17 protein-coding genes are annotated in these 18,002 nt (G+C 34.1%); 13 read left to right on the top strand and 4 right to left on the bottom strand.

The genetic code is table 11. The features are described from left to right. Positions 1-4 precede the first annotated feature (4 nt). From ABD859_RS22830 to ABD859_RS22860, 7 genes are all read left to right on the top strand, one after another. Positions 5-1,366 carry an FGGY-family carbohydrate kinase gene (locus ABD859_RS22830; RefSeq protein WP_345147103.1) on the top strand — a complete coding sequence of 454 codons (1,362 nt, stop codon included), beginning with the start codon at positions 5-7 and terminating at the stop codon, positions 1,364-1,366. 113 nt (positions 1,367-1,479) lie between these two features. After that, positions 1,480-2,220 (top strand): (Fe-S)-binding protein, encoded by a 741-nt coding sequence (locus tag ABD859_RS22835; RefSeq protein ID WP_345147105.1) that lies wholly within the window; start codon positions 1,480-1,482, stop codon positions 2,218-2,220. 170 nt (positions 2,221-2,390) lie between these two features. Continuing rightward, positions 2,391-3,794 (top strand): lactate utilization protein B, encoded by a 1,404-nt coding sequence (locus ABD859_RS22840; protein WP_345147106.1) that lies wholly within the window; start codon positions 2,391-2,393, stop codon positions 3,792-3,794. Then, on the top strand, positions 3,784-4,371 hold the full coding sequence (locus ABD859_RS22845; RefSeq protein WP_345147107.1) for a LutC/YkgG family protein: 588 nt from the start codon (positions 3,784-3,786) through the stop codon (positions 4,369-4,371). The genes ABD859_RS22840 and ABD859_RS22845 overlap by 11 nt, the downstream gene beginning before the upstream one ends. Before the next feature lie 158 nt (positions 4,372-4,529). After that, positions 4,530-5,258: a hypothetical protein gene (locus tag ABD859_RS22850; protein WP_345147108.1), complete on the top strand. Its 729-nt coding sequence runs from the start codon at positions 4,530-4,532 to the stop codon at positions 5,256-5,258. 366 nt (positions 5,259-5,624) lie between these two features. Next, positions 5,625-6,032, top strand: a complete 408-nt coding sequence (locus ABD859_RS22855; RefSeq protein WP_345147109.1) for a hypothetical protein — start codon at positions 5,625-5,627, stop codon at positions 6,030-6,032. 230 nt (positions 6,033-6,262) lie between these two features. Continuing rightward, positions 6,263-6,652, top strand: a complete 390-nt coding sequence (locus ABD859_RS22860; protein WP_345147110.1) for a helix-turn-helix transcriptional regulator — start codon at positions 6,263-6,265, stop codon at positions 6,650-6,652. Positions 6,653-6,704: 52 nt separating this feature from the next. Here the strand turns inward: ABD859_RS22860 and ABD859_RS22865 are convergent, their stop codons facing one another. Then, complete coding sequence (locus tag ABD859_RS22865; protein WP_345147111.1) at positions 6,705-7,037, bottom strand: YegP family protein; 333 nt, start codon at positions 7,035-7,037, stop codon at positions 6,705-6,707. 200 nt (positions 7,038-7,237) lie between these two features. Here ABD859_RS22865 and ABD859_RS22870 point away from each other — a divergent pair, with 200 nt between their 5' ends. The 3 genes from ABD859_RS22870 to ABD859_RS22880 all read left to right on the top strand — a co-directional run bounded on the left by ABD859_RS22870 (position 7,238) and on the right by ABD859_RS22880 (position 9,564). Further along, positions 7,238-7,726: a copper resistance protein NlpE gene (locus ABD859_RS22870; RefSeq protein WP_345147112.1), complete on the top strand. Its 489-nt coding sequence runs from the start codon at positions 7,238-7,240 to the stop codon at positions 7,724-7,726. A 121-nt stretch (positions 7,727-7,847) separates the two neighbouring features. After that, complete coding sequence (locus tag ABD859_RS22875) at positions 7,848-8,972, top strand: XdhC family protein (protein WP_345147113.1); 1,125 nt, start codon at positions 7,848-7,850, stop codon at positions 8,970-8,972. Continuing rightward, positions 8,965-9,564 carry a nucleotidyltransferase family protein gene (locus tag ABD859_RS22880; RefSeq protein ID WP_345147114.1) on the top strand — a complete coding sequence of 200 codons (600 nt, stop codon included), beginning with the start codon at positions 8,965-8,967 and terminating at the stop codon, positions 9,562-9,564. Before ABD859_RS22875 ends, ABD859_RS22880 begins: the two co-directional genes overlap by 8 nt. Positions 9,565-9,686: 122 nt before the next feature. Here ABD859_RS22880 and ABD859_RS22885 read toward each other — a convergent pair whose 3' ends face one another. Next, positions 9,687-10,829, bottom strand: a complete 1,143-nt coding sequence (locus tag ABD859_RS22885; RefSeq protein WP_345147115.1) for a cysteine desulfurase family protein — start codon at positions 10,827-10,829, stop codon at positions 9,687-9,689. A 328-nt stretch (positions 10,830-11,157) separates the two neighbouring features. Here ABD859_RS22885 and ABD859_RS22890 point away from each other — a divergent pair, with 328 nt between their 5' ends. The 3 genes from ABD859_RS22890 to ABD859_RS22900 are packed head-to-tail and all read left to right on the top strand — an operon-like array spanning position 11,158 to position 14,986. Continuing rightward, a complete protein-coding gene (locus ABD859_RS22890) occupies positions 11,158-11,796 on the top strand; it encodes a 2Fe-2S iron-sulfur cluster-binding protein (RefSeq protein WP_345147116.1) in 639 nt (212 codons plus the stop codon). Next, entirely contained in the window at positions 11,793-12,773 is a 981-nt protein-coding gene (locus ABD859_RS22895; RefSeq protein WP_345147117.1) for an FAD binding domain-containing protein, read from the top strand. The genes ABD859_RS22890 and ABD859_RS22895 overlap by 4 nt, the downstream gene beginning before the upstream one ends. A gap of 8 nt (positions 12,774-12,781) precedes the next feature. Then, positions 12,782-14,986, top strand: a complete 2,205-nt coding sequence (locus tag ABD859_RS22900) for a xanthine dehydrogenase family protein molybdopterin-binding subunit (protein WP_345147118.1) — start codon at positions 12,782-12,784, stop codon at positions 14,984-14,986. A 297-nt stretch (positions 14,987-15,283) separates the two neighbouring features. On the opposite strand, the gene ABD859_RS22905 is transcribed toward ABD859_RS22900, so the two are convergent. Continuing rightward, a complete protein-coding gene (locus ABD859_RS22905) occupies positions 15,284-15,847 on the bottom strand; it encodes a DUF2911 domain-containing protein (RefSeq protein ID WP_345147120.1) in 564 nt (187 codons plus the stop codon). A gap of 319 nt (positions 15,848-16,166) precedes the next feature. Further along, complete coding sequence (locus ABD859_RS22910) at positions 16,167-17,969, bottom strand: glycoside hydrolase family 2 protein (protein ID WP_345147121.1); 1,803 nt, start codon at positions 17,967-17,969, stop codon at positions 16,167-16,169. Between the last annotated feature and the right edge of the window lie 33 nt (positions 17,970-18,002).

An 18,002-nucleotide genomic window follows, 5' to 3' on the forward strand; every position in this document is an offset into this window, starting at 1 on the left:
TTAAATGAATGTAGTTGCAATTTTTGATATTGGAAAAACAAACAAAAAGGTTTTTTTATTTGATGAAAACTATAGAATCGTTTGGGAGAAATCAGTAAACCTTGACGAAACAGTCGATGAAGACGGTTTTCCATGCGAAGATATAAACGTACTTAAAAATTGGATTTTTGAACGTTTAGAAGAAATAAAAAACCTAACCAATTATGTTTTAAAAGCCATCAATTTCAGCACTTACGGTGCGAGTTTTGTCTACATTGATAAAGAAGGAAAAGTTTTAACTCCTCTGTATAATTATCTAAAAGATTATCCGGAGGATTTAAAATCCGACTTTTATAAAAAATACAAAGGTGAAGAATCTTTTGCCGTAAAAACAGCTTCTCCGGTTTTAGGAAGTCTAAATTCCGGAATGCAGATTTACCGTTTAAAAGAAGAAAAACCAGACTTGTTTAAACAAGTAGAATATTGTTTACACCTGCCTCAGTTTTTAAGTTATCTTTTAACTAATGAAGCTTACGCCGATATTACAAGCGTAGGCTGTCATACCAATTTGTGGAATTTCAAAAAAATGAAATATCATAAATGGCTTAAAAACGAAGGAATTGCAGCTAAAATTCCTGAATTTCATTATGGAAAAGATGTTATTAAAACCAAAGAAGGTTTAGCCGTTGGAGCAGGACTTCACGACAGTTCATCGGCCATAATTCCGTACACGATAAATTTTACAGAACCTTTCGTTTTATTGTCAACAGGAACCTGGAGTATTTCCCTAAACCCTTTCAACAATAAATCGTTAACGTACGAAGAATTAAAAAACGATTGTTTGTGTTATCTTCAATACACCGAAAAACCTGTAAAAGCAGCAAGGCTTTTTGCAGGAAACGAACACGAAGTACAAACAAAACGTTTAGCAGAACATTTCAATGTGCCCCTTGATACCTATAAAGATGTGTATTTTGATAAAAACATCGTATCAAATTTACGGGCTTTGAACTTTCAAATCATATACCCTAAAAAGTATAATTATGATATTTTAAAGGAATGTCCTTTTCAAAAAAGAGACCTTTCGACATTTAAAAGCTACGAAATCGCCTATCATCAATTAATGCTCGATTTAGTAGAACAACAAGTTTTTTCAACTAATTTAGTCATTCATAACAGCCCTGTAAAGAAAATTTTTGTTGACGGGGGATTCAGTAAAAATTCAATATTTATGAATTTACTGGCAGAGGCTTTCCCGGATGTAGAAGTATATGCCGCTTCGATGGCGCAGGCAAGCGCATTAGGAGCCGCGCTGGCAATTCATCAAAACTGGAATCCAAAGCCAATCCAGAATGACTTAATTGATTTGAAATTTTATAAGCATTAAATAGATTTTGTTTCACGCAGATTTATCAGATTACAGCAGATTGCTTTTTTATCAATTCAAATCGGCATTAATCATTTTAAAATCAGCGTGAAAAAATATAAATTACCAAGAATATGAAAATCGGACTATTTATACCGTGTTATGTCGATCAGTTTTACCCAAAGGTAGGAATTGCGACATACGAACTTTTGCAGAAATTAGGCTGTGAAGTTGAGTTTCCGATGGGGCAGACTTGTTGCGGCCAGCCAATGGCAAACAGCGGTTATGCACATTTAACAAAAGGCTGTGATGCCAATTTTATAGACAATTTTTCAGGATTTGATTATATTGTATGTCCTTCCGGAAGCTGTGTTTTACATGTAAAAGATCATTTACACGACGAAAAACAGGAAGAAAAAGCCACAGCGATTCGAAATACAGTTTATGAACTAACCGAGTTTATAACTGATGTTTTAAAAATTGACCATATCGACGGAAGATTTCCTTTTAAAGTGGGAATGCACGTAAGCTGCCACGGACAAAGAGGATTAAAACTTTCGCAGATGTCAGAACTTAATGCACCCTTTTTCTCAAAACCAGAACAATTACTGCACAGTATAAAAGACCTTGATCTGGTTGCCTTAACAAGAAAAGATGAATGCTGCGGTTTTGGAGGAACATTTTGTGTTACCGAAGAAGCCGTTTCTGTAAAAATGGGACAAGATCGAATTAAAGATCACGAAAGTCATGACGTGGATTATATTACCGGTGGAGATATGTCGTGTTTAATGCATTTAGAAGGAATTCTAAAAAGACAAAAAAGCAGGATAAAAACCATTCATATTGCTGAAATATTAAATTCACTCGAAAATTAGAAATAGACTATGAGTGTGTTTTTTAACCGCAAAGTCCGCAAAGAAAAAAACGCAAGGTTCGCAAAGTTTAAAATAAGCTTTGCGAACCTTGCGTAAAACCTTGCGGGCTTTTCGGTTAAATAAAAGTACCAATGATAAAGATTTCAAAATTGACTTTTAAATTATAAAAAATGTCATCAGAAAAAATAATACAGCACAGCGAAGCCGCCACTAAATTCAATAAAGATGTGGAGCGTGTTAATTGGCATGACGAAACGCTTTGGTTTGTTCGTGCCAAAAGAGACAAATCTGCGCACCAGATCGAAGACTGGGAACTCCTTCGCGAAACAGCTTCAAAAATCAAAGCCAATGTACTTTCAAATATTCACGATTATTTAGTTGAATTTGAGGCCAATGCGCAAAGAAACGGCATTATTGTACATTGGGCAGCAGATGCTAAAGAACATAACGAAATAGTACATTCGATATTGGCAAAACACGATGTAAAGCAAGTGGTGAAATCAAAATCAATGCTTACAGAAGAATGCCATTTAAACGATTATTTAGCCGAAAAAGGCATCGAAGTAATCGATTCAGATTTAGGAGAATATATCGTACAGCTTCGTAAAGAACCGCCAAGCCATATCGTACTTCCTGCTATTCATCTTAAAAAAGAAGATGTAAGCGAAACTTTTCACGAACATCTTGGAACGGAAAAAGGCAATATAAATCCGCAGTATTTAACAGAATCAGCGCGTCACAGTTTACGAAATACTTTCCTGACCAGAAAAGCAGCTCTTACCGGAGTTAATTTTGCTGTAGCAGAAACAGGAGAATTTGTTGTCTGCACCAATGAAGGAAATGCCGATATGGGCGCGCATTTAGCCGATGTTCATATTGCGTCTATGGGATTTGAAAAACTTATTCCGAAAAGAGAACATTTAGGTGTTTTTCTTAGATTATTAGCCAGAAGCGCCACCGGACAGCCTATAACTACTTTTTCAAGCCATTTTAAAAAGCCAAGAGACGGTAAAGAAATGCATATTGTAATTGTAGACAATGGCAGAAGCACACAATTAGGAAGAGAAGATTTTAGAAACTCGCTAAAATGCATTCGCTGTGGTGCGTGTATGAATACCTGTCCGGTTTACAGACGAAGCGGCGGACACAGTTATCATAATGCTGTTGCAGGACCAATTGGTTCTATTTTGGCACCAAATCTCGATATGAGCAAAAATGCTGATTTACCATTTGCCAGCACACTCTGCGGTTCATGCACCAATGTCTGTCCGGTAAAAATTGATATTCACGATCAATTATACAAATGGCGTCAGGTTTTGGTTAAAGAAGGACATACGCCAAAAGCCAAAACAATTGCCATGAAAACCATGTCGACCGTTTTAGCCAGCCCGACTATTTTTAACATTGCGGGAAAATCAGGACGATTTGTTATGAAAAATATTCCCGGAATGGTAAATAATAAAATGAACAAATGGTACGACCAGCGCGAAATGCCAGATGTTCCTCAGGAATCTTTTAGAGAATGGTACAAGAAAAATTCGAGAGAATCTAAAGCAAAAGACAATGAGCAGTAAAGCCGAAATTTTAAAAAGAATAAAACTAAATCAGCCTGATATAGTGACAGACCTTCCTGACTTAACTCTTTTAGGTTCTGAGAATTTTGACACAATCGAAACCTACAAAACAGTCCTGAAAGGAATTGGAGGCGATCCTGTAGAAGTATCCACTTACCAGGAAATACTAGATTATATAAAAGCCAATTATAATCTGGAAAAAAGACTGATTACAACACTGCCTGAGCTTTCTGAAATAGCTTCCTTAGACTGGAATAATCTAGAACCGCATTCGCTTCAGGATGTAGAATTAACCGTTGTAAAAGCGCATTTTGGTGTTGCAGAAAACAGCGGACTTTGGGTAACAGATGATATTTTAGGTCAGCGTGTTGCTCCTTTTATAGCACAATATTTAGCGATAATAGTTCATAAAAAAGACATTGTACGCACTATGCAGCAAGCCTATGACAGAATTGGAAATAAGGAATATGGTTTTGGAACTTTTATAGCAGGACCATCCAAAACGGCAGACATTGAGCAGTCATTGGTTTTAGGTGCACATGGAGCCAGAGGACTAATTGTTTTTTTACTGGATTAAATTAATTGATTTAAAAAATAAAAAATTTAAAAAAGAGGATTTTCAAATCCTCTTTTTTAATTACATATTGTCTTATTCTGGCTTTTATTAATCTTTTAGAGGAGGTTTTAAATTTTCTTTATTTCTAGTTTTGGAAAAATTTTTTATACCGAAATATAATGAAAAAGAAGCCGATATTATTCAGTATGCTGTTATTAAGTATTATTTCATGTTCTGATGATAAAAAGAAAAGTAAAGAAGATTATAATCATTTTTTAATCAGTGAAATAACAAGAATTTCAGATGAAAAAGAATATAAAGAAAATTACAGCTACAAAGAGAATAAAATTATAGACTGTGATGGTTCTAAAAAATATTATTACCAGGCAGATAAGATTACGAAAATAGAATTAATAAATTCTAATAATGAAATTATTAAAACTATAGAGTATAAGTATTTGAATAACAGAGTCGATTACTACACAACTGTAGAATATGGCATGGTTTTTAAAACAAAATATACTTATGAAGAAAATGGAGATGTTTTATATGATACGTTCCAGTTATATGAGTCAGGAGAAGAAGAAGAACTTGACAATTATGGTACTTATACTTTTAAAAATGGGAATTTAATAAAACTAGAAGAATTTTTAGATGGAACTGAAACAGTTACAGAATATGAATATGATAATCAGAAAAATCCATGGGAAAATGTCTTGGGATTAAACCTTTTATTAGATCAAAAACCATCCGTTAATAACGTCGTTAAAGAAAAATTTAATGAAATAGATGGCTATTCAGGAAATACAACGTATTCTTATAAATACAATTCAGATGGATATCCAGTTGAAAAAAAAGCAATTTATGAAGATGGAAATGTAATATTTTTAGAGAAATTTAAATATTAATTACTTAAAAAAGTATGTAAAACTAAAAAGCATTAATTTTTTTTCTACTACATTAAAATATACTTATAAATAAAAAGAAAGGGGACTTTTATAGTCTTCTTTTTTTGTTTAAATTATATAGGTAAAATCGCAAACATGAATAAGATTCTATAAGTAAAAAATGATAAACAGAATTAATTACAACGTATGGTTATATTCTATAAGCTGCTTTGTAAGAAAAAAAAAGTGATTATACGTAATATTGCGAAATGATGTGCTGTTATTTTTCAGCATTTCCAAAAACATATTTTTTAAGCCTAAGCCAAATTTAAAAAAAGTTCTCCCCCAAACTTTTAAGAATTTGTATTTTTTAAATTATTTATCATTATGTTCATTTCACTTATTCATGATCAGGTGCAGTTTTGCTATGGATCAAAAAAATGGCAGTACAGTTTTAATGAAATTGTAGAACTTTGCCTGCTCAAAAAAAAGAGAACCTACCTCTTAGAAAATGGAGTCTTTGTTGCAGTAACGGTTTTAGCCTATTATTGTATGATTTTTACCAATTTAATGGAGCTCTATTACGTAATTCCCGCTTTACTTTGTTACGCGTTTCTAATTATTATGAGATTTCACAACAATACCGAGTTCGATTATTTCGTTATTGTAAAAGATATCTACCTTAAAGAAACCAAAGTAAAAATTAATGCTCAGGATCGCTCGGCGATTGGTAAGCAGATTGACAACTATCTAAACTTTGAATTTAATCGAATTTTAGAAGAAACAAATATCTAGACAATTACAATGAATCGAATGTTGAACGAGGTTTCTAATTACGATTTTGCGTTTGTTTTTATTGCTCTAGTGTATGGTTTTACAATTACAACTAGAAAAAAATAAGCGAATTCGGCTTCATTTCCTACAACGCAAAAGTCGTTTTTAGATGCTCAAAAAAACATAGCTGCAGTAACCCTAATTTTATTGGCGGCTGTTACAGCTATAAAGTCCATACCCAAATCACACTTATGGCTACTTCAATAAAAAGCAAAATAAAAAGCATTAGAGAGTTAAAAAATTATACTCAGGAATATATGGCAGATCAACTTGGTGTAACTCAGGCAGGTTATAGTAAAATAGAAAAAGGGAAAACTATTTTATCTTACGTAAAATTGGTAGAAATTGCCCGAATATTAGAAGTTAGTGTAGAAGATATTATCAGTTTTGACAGCCAGAGATATTTCAACAGCTTTAACACCGTAAAAAACAACAAAAACAACGGAAACATATCAATTAATTCTAATAATGACCAGGCCCTAAAAGAACTTTACGAAGACAAAATTAAACTTCTGGAAAAACTACTTAATAAAACCGAAGAAGAATTAAATCTTTATAAAAAGAAATTTGGTCATTTATGAACAAAAAAAACGAGGCTTTATGCCTCGTTTTTTAATTTGTATATTTTTTGGTTTAAGATGTCTGATCATCAACTGCAGCATCCGCCGCATTTTTCTTAACAGATTCAATTCCGTTTTCTCTGGCAGAAACGCTTTCATACATTTCACTTGCACCTATAATCTGACCGTTGCTGGCCTTTAAATTAAAATAAGGTTTTCCGCTTTTAGATTCTAATCGGTCATAGCGCCCATCGTCTGACGCATTTTTTTTAACAGATTCAATTCCGCCGGAGCAGGCCGCCTTTGTAGTATAGCCTTCACTCGTTAAAATTGTCTGACCGTTGCCGGCTTTCAAATTAAATTGGAATTCACCATTGGTTCTTTTGGTAATTACAAATTTTCCCATTTAGTTTATTTTTAAGTTAACTATAAATATTTTGCTATTGATAAAAATACAAAACTTGCTGATATAAATGATATTGTAAGAAAAAATAATCGTTTATTATTTGTTAACTCATAAAAACAGAAACATTCTAACCAATATAATTTTTAAATATTCGTATAAGAAATTTCGGTATATTTGAATAAATGAAAAATAGAACGAAGATGAAAAATGCACTCATTTTATTTGCTTTTGCGATTCAATTAACCGCTTGCAATTCAAAAGCAAAAGAAGAAATTAAAACAACAGCAGATTCTACAGCCATAAATACAGAAACTGCACCAAAAAACCAGATTCAAAATGTTTTGATTTACGAAGGATTACTGCCTTGTGCAGATTGCAGCGGAATTCAAACGGTTCTTAAAATTGATGTAGGAGATGGAACTATGGAAGACCAAAAGTTTGAATTATCAAGCATTTATAAAGGTAAATCGCCCGAAAAAGAATTTGTTGAAAAAGGAAACTTTAATACCGAAAGAGGTTTAGAAAGCGATCCCAACGGAACTATTTTTGTCTTAAACTGGAAGAAACCTGTAGAACAACAAATCTATTATGGTTATTTTAGTTCAGATACCAACAAGATTTACATGCTCGACCGCGATAAAAAAATCATAAAATCAAAACTCAATTATTCTTTGGAACTTAAAAAATAAAGAACATTTTTATATTAAAAATATTATAAACCTGAACAATGCGTTTAAGTTTATAATATTTTTTTATTTTTAAAGTATCAAAGAATCATCAATACTAATTTCTGTTGATGAATACCATTTTATGAAAGAAATCAACGAAATTCTTAAAACATATTCACGAGCAGCATCTGAAGGAAAAAAAACAGCTTTGGCTACCGTAGTCAAAGTCGAAGGATCATCGTACCGTCAGCCCGGAGCGCGTATGCTTATTACGGAAGACGGCGAACTTACAGGCGCAATCAGCGGAGGCTGTCTGGAAGGAGATGCACTTCGAAAAGCACTTCTTTCAATCCATCAAAAACAAAATAAACTCATTACCTATAATACCAATAACGAAGACGATATTGAACTGGGATTGCAGCTGGGATGTAACGGAATAGTTCATATTCTTTTTGAATATATTGATAATGAAGCTGTAAATAATCCAATCCAATTTTTACAACAGCTAGAACTCGAAAGAAAAGAAGCCGTAATTGTTACCGTTTTTTCTTTAAAAAGAAACGCCTCGCAAATAGGAACTGCTTTGTTTTTTAGAAAAAACAGCCCAGTTCTAAGTTATAAAAATGATATTTTAGATTTAGTTTCAGACGTTAATGAAGTATTAGAAAACAAAACTTCAATAGTAAAAAAGCTTCAGCCGGAAAACAGCACCGAAGCCTTAATAGAATATATTAAACCCGCGATTTCGCTCGTTATTGCCGGAGCCGGAAACGACGTGCAGCCTTTGGTAAAAATCGCTTCCATTTTAGGCTGGAAAATTACTGTAGGAGACGGAAGGGCAACACATGCAGTAGAAAAACGTTTCCCCAAAGCCAATCAGGTCAGAGTTCTAAAACCTGAAGATTTTTTAGAAGATATTCTAATCGACGATCAAACCTATTTCGTTTTAATGACACATAACTATAAGTACGATTTAGCCGTTTTAAAATTACTTTTAGAAACCAGCTGTCAATATATTGGTATTCTTGGCCCTAAAACCAAATTAAACCGAATGCTGGATGATCTTCAAAACGAAGGAGTAAATCTTAACCAAGAACAGTTAGATCGTATTTACAGCCCTATTGGATTAAATATTGGAGCAGAAACATCAGAAGAAATTGCGTTATCTATCGTTTCAGAAATAAAATCCTTTTCAACACAAAAAACAGGAACTTCTTTAAAATTTAAAGAAGGAAAAATACACGATGAAATTCACTATAATGAATAAGTTTCAAGATAAAACCGGAATTATCATTCTAGCTGCAGGAAGTTCTTCCAGATTAGGACGACCAAAACAATTGCTGCAATACAATGAATCAACACTTTTAAAAAACACAGTTACAGAAGCTTTAAAAGTCCCAAATTCATTTGTTATTGTAGTTACAGGGTCTAACAAAGAAATTATAGAAAAAGAACTCGATTCATATTCTATTTCAATTTGTTTCAATCCCGAATGGGAAACCGGAATGGCATCTTCAATTGCAAAAGGTATTCAGGAACTAAATTCTGAGAATACACAATGCATTTTAGCCGTTTGTGATCAGCCTTTTGTAAATGCTTCTGTTTTTGAAAATCTAATAAACGAATCTAAAAAATCAGGAAAAAGAATTGCAGCTTCTTCTTATTCAGAAACTTTAGGCACACCGGTTTTATTTCACCAAAAATACTTTGAAGAACTTCGAGATTTAAAAGGAAACGAAGGAGCCAAAAAACTCATTACAAACTATTCTGAAGATGTAATTTCTGTACCTTTTGAAAAAGGAAATATTGATATTGATACCGAAGAAGATTATTTGAAGGTGATTTCTTTTTTAGAGTAACAAAGAAGCAGAGTGACAAAGGTTTAAAGTTTCTTCTTTAATTGTGGATTATTTTTATTCGAAGGAGAAGTCTTTTACTGGAAATTTTTACAAAGATTATTCACATATTCTGGAAACACTTCTTACGAGGTTTCTTGTAAACGTCTCGCTGATTCAAAAACCTGCTCTACTGCAATATCAATTTCTTCAGAAGTTGTAAAACGTCCAAGACTAAAACGAATTGAACTCAATGCTTCTTGATCCGTCAGTCCCATTGCTTTTAAAACATGCGAAGGTTCAGATGTTACTGCTGAACAAGAAGCGCCGTTTGAAACCGAAATATTTCCCAAAGCTAAAATCAGCTGTTCTGAATTGACGCCCGGAAAACAAATATTTGACGTGTTATAAATTCGGTTTTCAGTATTTCCATTTACAAAAGCATCTTCAAATTGCAATAAACCGGTTTCAAGTTTATTTCGTAAAAACTCAATTCTTTTTTGATTTTCATTTTGTTCATTCACAGCGATTTCAGATGCTTTTCCTAAACCAATAATTCCGGGCACATTAAGCGTGCCGCTTCGCAGTTTTTTCTGTTGCCCGCCGCCCAGAATTTGCGGTTGCATTTTTATTTTGGCTTTCGCCGAAACATACAAAGCGCCAACTCCTTTTGGACCGTAAAATTTATGTGCAGATAAGGCTAAAAGATCAATGCCAAGTTCTTTTACATCAATGAGAATTTTCCCAACAGCCTGTGTCGCATCACACATAAAAAGGACATTTTTGGCTTTCAGAATTTCAGAAATCGCACTGACATTTTGTATGACACCTGTTTCATTATTGGAAAACATGCCAATGAAAACCAGAGTGTTATCTGTAATTACATCTTCTAAAAGTTGAATGTCTAGAATTCCGTCAGATCGAGTTGGAAGATAAGTAACTTCAAAGCCAATATTTTCCATAAAACGGCAGGTTTCCAGCACAGCTTTATGTTCAGTCTGAATGGTAACAATATGTTTTCGATCTTGATAAATGAGACCTTTTATCGCCAGATTTATGGCTTCTGTCGCACCAGAAGTAAATGTGATTTCTTCGGCTTCAGCATTTATTAAATCAGCCGTTTGCCAGGCGGCATTTTCTACAGCTTCTTTAATCGTTAAACCCGAAATATGCGATCCTGTTGAATTGGCATAGAATTCCGTAAAATAAGGAAGCATTGCCTCCAAAACACGATCATCGACGCGGGTTGTAGCATTATTATCAAGATAAACGATTTGCTGTTGAGACATAAATTTAAATTAGTATTGTAAAAATACAATTATGTGAAAAATTAACCGCAAAGTGCGCTAAGGATTTTCGCAAAGAACGCAAAGTTTTCTTAGAGATGAAGGTATGTGGCATAGCGTTTACAAAGTTATATGTAAAGCTTTGCGTTCTTTTAGCTTTTTTTAAGTCTTAAATAATAAAATTTCTTTGCGCTCTTTGCGGTTTAAAAAAAAGAAATTGTAATAATTCTAAATAAGGCTAATGTTTGAATTTTATAATTTTTTCTTACAGAAGATCGTTAAATTTGTTAGAATGACAAAAATGAATTTGCTAATTTAACAAATAGATTGAATGGCTTCTAAAAAAACAAACGAGAATAAAGTAACGTCAGAGGACTCCAATTCTCGCCGTGACTTTATCAAGAAATCAGGACTTTTTACTGCTCTTGCCCTGACACCGCCTTCATTAGTAATGGCTTCGGAAAAGAAATGGGATGAAAAAATCGCCGAATATTTAGAAACAGTACCGCTTTCTATTGAAGTAAATGGCGAAAAACATAATTTAAATATCGAGCCAAGAACTACACTGCTCGATTTGCTGAGAGAACAATTGCATCTTACCGGAACCAAAAAAGGCTGCGATCACGGACAATGCGGTGCGTGTACAGTTCATGTTGACGGAATAAGAATTTTGTCTTGTTTGTCTTTAGCATCCATGCAGCAAAACGCAAAAGTGGTGACTATTGAAGGACTTTCGAAAGGTAAAAAACTGCACCCAATGCAAGAAGCTTTTATTAAAAATGATGGTTTTCAATGTGGTTATTGCACGCCGGGACAAATTATGTCTGGAATTGCCTGCATAAAAGAAGGCCACGCCAACAGCAGAGAAGAAATCAGCGAATATATGAGCGGAAACATCTGCCGTTGCGGTGCCTATCATAATATTGTAGATGCAATTGTTGAGGTTAAGGAAGGAGGGAAGTTGATATGAAAAACTTTCAAATCATAAAAGCATTGTCGGCAAAGACAGCCGTTACAAATCTAAGTAAGGAAACCGATGCAAAGTTTATTGCGGGCGGTACAAATCTTGTTGATTTGATGAAAAAAAACATCACTGCGCCAGATAAATTAGTAGATATAAACGGACTCGATTTAAAGAAAATTGAGTTCTTGAAAGGTAAAACTGTAATTGGAGCTTTAGCCAAAAATTCAGATGTAGCTTCAGATAAAACGATAAAAGAAAATTTTCCGTTGTTGTCTTTGGCGTTAAGTGCCGGAGCTTCACAGCAAATTAGAAATATGGCAACCGTGGGAGGAAATATGCTTCAGAGAACGCGTTGTTCTTATTTTTACAATACCGATATGCCTTGTAACAAAAGAGTTCCAAAAAGTGGCTGCGGGGCAATTGGCGGTTCCAACAGAATGAGCGCTATTTTTGGCGCATCAGAAAGCTGTATTGCCGTTCACCCAAGTGATATGTGCGTTGCTTTGGCCGCTTTAGATGCTGTTGTTACGGTTGAAGGTCCTAAAGGAAGCAGAAAAATTGACTTTAAAGATTTTCATCGTCTTCCGGGAAATACGCCTGAAAAAGATACTACTTTAGAAAATAAAGAACTGATTACTTCAGTAGAAATTCCAGAAAATCACTTTGCTAAAAACAGTCATTATTTAAAAATCAGAGATCGTACAAGTTATGCTTTTGCATTAGTTTCAGTCGCGGCCGCTTTAGATTTAAACGGAAAAAATATAAAAGAAGTTCGCTTGGCAATGGGTGGCGTTGCGCACAAACCGTGGCGATTAACCGAAGCTGAAAAATTTCTAAAAGGAAAAGAAGTTTCTGAAACAGTATTTACACAAGCAGCTGACTTGGCTATGAAAGAAGCAAAAGGGTACGGAGATAATAATTTTAAGTTGACTTTAGGTAAAAATGCGATTGTAGAAGCATTAACCATTGCAGCGTCTAAATAATTTGAATTATGAGTAAAACAAGTAATATAAATAGAGTTGACGGATTTGCAAAGGTTACAGGATCAGCAACTTATTCTGCCGAATATAAAACTGCTGGTGTAGTTTATGCTTGTCTGGTGGGAAGTACAATTGCAAAAGGCAGAATTAAAAGCATCGATACCAAAAAAGCGGAATGGGCGCCGGGAGTTTTAAGTGTTATAACGCATTTAAATGTTGATAAACCTGTTGGTTATAAAGACGCAAAAGATCCGCATAATTTCGGACAGCCTTTGCAGATTTTTAAAGATGACAGCATTGTATATTACGATCAGCCGATTGCGTTGGTTATCGCTGATACTTTTGAACGAATGCAATACGCTGCAAGTTTAATTAAGGCAGAATATTTTAAAGAAGAACATTCAACAGATTTAAATAAAGCAAAAGATAAAGAACGAAAAGTTGACACCAAAAAAGGTGACGATTATAACAGAGGTATACAAGACGGTTATAAAAATGCTGCAGTAATTTTAGAAGCAGATTATACAATTCCGACCGAAGTGCATAACCCAATGGAATTGGCGAATATAATAGCAAAATGGGACGGCAATAAACCTACACTTTATACCAAAAGTCAAGGTGTTGAAGGAACGCGAAGAAGCGTTGGAAAAGTTTTTGGAATTGCACCGGAAGATGTTTCTGTAAATTCAGAATATTTAGGAGGCGCATTCGGAATGGGACTTCATACTTGGCCGTATGAAATTGCTGCTTTAATTGGTTCTAAGAAATTAGGAAAACCTGTAAAGCTGGTTCTTCATAGAGAACAAATGTTTACCAATGTTGGATATCGACCATATACCATTCAGAAAATTGGTTTGGGAGCTACGAAAGAAGGTAAAATTGTAGGTTTAACGCATGAAGCTGTTGCGCAGACTTCTTCGTACGAAGATTTTATGGAAGGCACCGTAAATATGTCTCGTTTTCTGTATAATTCAGAAAATGTTACTACAAGATATCGTATTGTTCCAATTGATATTTGCACACCAATCTGGATGCGTGGCCCAGGTGAAGCAACGGGATCTTTTGCGCTGGAAAGTGCTATGGACGAATTAGCTCATAAATTAAATTTAGATCCGATTGAATTTCGAAAACTGAATTATGCCGAAAAAGATCAGGAACAAAATAAGCCTTGGAGCAGTAAATTTCTTTTAGAATGTTACGAAGGAGGTATGGAACGAATTGGCTGGAAAAACCGTAAAAACGAACCTGGATCCGTTCGCGAAGGCGACTGGCTGGTAGGTTACGGAATGGGGACAGGAACTTTTGGCTGTTATAGAAGTCCGACTTCTGTTAAAGCAAAACTGTTAGCAAACGGAAATTTAGTTTTGCAATGCAGTGTAAACGATATGGGACCTGGAACTGCAACGATGATGACGGCAATTGGAGCCGATGTTACTGGAATTTCCACAGAAAATGTTATCATTGAAATGGGAAAAAGCGGTCTTCCAAAAGGTCCAACACAAGGAGGTTCTGCAACGACATCTTCTGTTGGTTCTGCGGTTAATGATTCCTGTCAGTTATTAGTAAAAAAAATAATTGATTTGGCTTTATTAAATCCAACTTTCAAAAATGCAAAAGCGGATGATTTATCTTTTGTTGATGGAAATGTAATTTCTAAAAAAGAGGCTTCAAAAACTATTTCTGTAATGGCTTTATTAGAAGCAAATAAACTTCAGGAATTAGAAGTTGAAAACCAATCAAAAGCTGATGAAGAAGCGAAGAAATATTCAATTTATTCGTATTCTGTGCATTTTGTTAAAGTTTTAGTGAATCCGAAATTGGGTAAAATCAGATTGGCGCATGTGGTTTCCTGCGCCGATATCGGAACCGTTATTAACCAAAAAACATCGGCTGGACAAATGTTTGGCGGTGCAGTAGGAGGAATCGGAATGGGATTGATGGAAGCTCTTGAAATCGATCATCGTTTCGGCCGCCCGATTAATAACAATTTTGCCGATTATCATGTTCCCGTAAACGCGGATATTGAAAAGCAGGAAGTATTTTTTGTAAATAAAAAAGACCCAATCAGCAATCCAATGGGGACAAAAGGTTTGGGAGAAACTGCTTTGGTCGGAATGGCGCCTGCAATAGCAAATGCCGTTTTTAACGCAACAGGAAAACGAGTTCGAGATTTACCAATTACATTGGATAAAATTATAGAAACCGCTAAGGTTTAATGATCAAAGAATAAAAAAACGAGACATTGAAAAATGTGTTTGTTCCAAGAATTTTAATAAAAAAAGAGACATTGAAAAATGTCTCTTTTTTTATTAACGAAGTCCCAGAGGGACGAAATATTTATAGAATAATTTAACCATGATTTTATTAAGCTCCGGAGGAGTGAAATATGTCGCTCCTCCGGAGCTTTTATTTTCAAGGTCATTTTTTTCTATACATATTTTGCTCTTCCAGAGCAATATTTTTTTTGATTAGCCTTAGCGACTTTGTGCCTTCGTGGCCTATATGATTAAAAATTACTTAACTGTAATTGGCAGTTCAACCGTAGTTTTATCCCATCCAATAACTAAATTAGCTACAGAATCTTTAGTTGTAAAAGCAATAGATAAAGCTTCAATTACATCAGAAACGTTTTTAACAGGAACAGAAACTCTTACAACATCTTTCTTTTCGTCATAAGCATAACCACCCCATAAATCCAATTCTTTATTGATAATGATTGTCCATTTGTCTTTTTCAGGAATTGCAAATAAACTGTAGTATCCAGCAGCAACTTTTTTACCACCGATTGTTACGTCTTTGTAGAATTTAATCTCAGTATTTTCGTTAGCACCAACTCTCCAGATTTCGCCAAACTTTACTACATCACCAAAAATAGTTCTTCCTTTTACAGAAGGTCTTGCATAAGTAACTTTAATAACTGGGTTTGGAGTATCCGTTTTTTTGAATTTTACCGCTTTGTTTGGGAAATACGAAATATCAACAGGACTATTGTCAAGTGGAGCAAATTTTACCACATCCTGAGCCTGAACTGTAAAAGCAGCAAACAATGTAACTGCTAGTAAATAAATTTTTTTCATAAGATTACAATTTTTAGAATTACTACAAAGTAAATTAATAATGAAGAAAAATCATATAAATCAAAGTCGGTTTTTTGTTAATGAATTGATAACAGATTGAATTAATATTAAATCTTGTGAAAAAAAACGACTTCTTATTTTTAACCGCAAAGATCGCTAAGTTTTTTTTGAATTACTGTATATTATAATATATTCAAAGTTCGCAAAGCTTTGTGTAGAAATAGCTTTGCGAACTTTGAATGCATGAATGTATTATAAATAAAAATCCTTGCGTCCTTTGCGTTTAAAAATTATGCGGACTGATAATTACATTCAATTATTAATTTTGTTCTTTTTTCTTCTTTGCATAAAAATCCTGCATGATGTAAAAGGCTTTCTTTTTCTCGCCGTCATTAGAAATTAAACCTTTACGGTTGTAACCATCCTGAATTCCTGGAAGAAGTCTTTTTGGCGATCTGAAATCAACCAGAATCCATGGACTCAATCCGCTTAAGTGTGGAATCTTTTCAATCATTTTTAAGTTCTGAATGTATAAATATTCCTGATATTCTTCTGTCCAGCGTTCGTTTTTTTCTCCGTGAAAACCCGCTTTTGCATCACCGCCAAATTCAGAGACAATAATTGGCTTGTTATATTTTGATTTCCATACTTTTTTTTCAGCATCTTCAAGATTTCCTCCATACCAACCTAGATATTGATTGAAAGCCACAACATCTAAAACCTCGCCGATTGGATCATCTATAGTCTCATTTTTAGTTAATAAAGCCGCACTAATTAATCTCGTATTATCTAGAGATCTTGTGTGTGTTGCTAAGTTTTTAATGAAAGTATTTCTCGCATCAGAAATTGGCGTTTCATTTGCCATTGACCAAATAATAATGCTGGCTCTGTTTTTATCTCTCGTGATAGAAGCCGTTAATTGATCTTCGGCATTTTGATAGGTGTTTTTGTTGGTGAATTCTACTGTCCAATACACCGGAATTTCTTCCCAAACCATAATTCCCATTTTATCAGCTTCGCGAATAATATTTTCGTTGTGCGGATAATGCGCCAATCGAACATAATTACAACCCATTTCTTTTGCCCAGTTTAGTAGACGCAAAGCATCTTCTACAGAATTTGCACGTCCGCCTTTGGCATTTTCTTCGTGAATTGAAATTCCTCTTAAGAAAACAGGTTTTCCGTTTAATAGAATTTTATCTTCTTTGGTTTCGATAGTTCTAAAACCAATTTGATCATTCAATTTTGTTCCGTTAAAGTCAATCGAAACATCGTATAATTTCGGATTTTCCGGAGACCAATAAGATATTTTCTTAGCAGGAATTTCAAAATTCAAATTTCCGTCTGAGCCGACTTTTCCTTTATAATTAATCTTTAATTCTGGAATCGAAATGGAAACATTGTTTTCTGAAGCCTGTAAATTATTGATTTTAACAAATCCAGAAATAACATTTGCATTGCCTTTTTTTAGTTGAATGGTATAATCTTCTACAAAAGATTCCTTTTCTTCAATTAAAGTCACATCGCGCGTAATACCGCCGTAATTCCACCAATCGGTGTTTACTGTTGGAACATCTTCTTTATGGCGTGTATTATCGACTTTAATAACCAAATAATTGCCTTTTGGCTGTACGATTGAAGTTACTTCATAATTAAACGGAGTAAAACCGCCTTCGTGCGTCCCAAGTTTTTTTCCGTTTAAATACACATCAGCTTTGTAATTAATGGCTCCTAAATATAAAAACAAACGTTTTTTAGACGCTAAATTGTAATCAAATGATTTTTTGAACCAAACATTTCCTTCGTAATATTTTAGTTCTGCAATCTGCGAATTCCAGTCGCCTGGAATTGTAATTGTTGGCGATTTATCAAAATCGTATTCTACTAATTCTTGCTTGTTTTGAGCATGATAATTTGTGAAGAATGCGCCTTTTGCCGGTTTTTCGCTTTTGTCGTATTGATCTAAGTGAAAGCTGTAAAATCCTGTTTGGTAAGGATCGATAATATAATTCCAAACTCCGTTTAGCGAAGTTGTATTTCGGTTGGAGACATTCGAGATTAGATTTTGTGCAGACACCAAAACGGAAGAGGTTAGGAGTAATGCAGTTAATAGTTTTTTCATTTTTTTTGCTTTTTTGTATTTGTGTGTGGTTTA

The sequence above is a fragment of the Flavobacterium ginsengiterrae genome, from assembly GCF_039539785.1.
Taxonomy (GTDB): domain Bacteria; phylum Bacteroidota; class Bacteroidia; order Flavobacteriales; family Flavobacteriaceae; genus Flavobacterium; species Flavobacterium ginsengiterrae.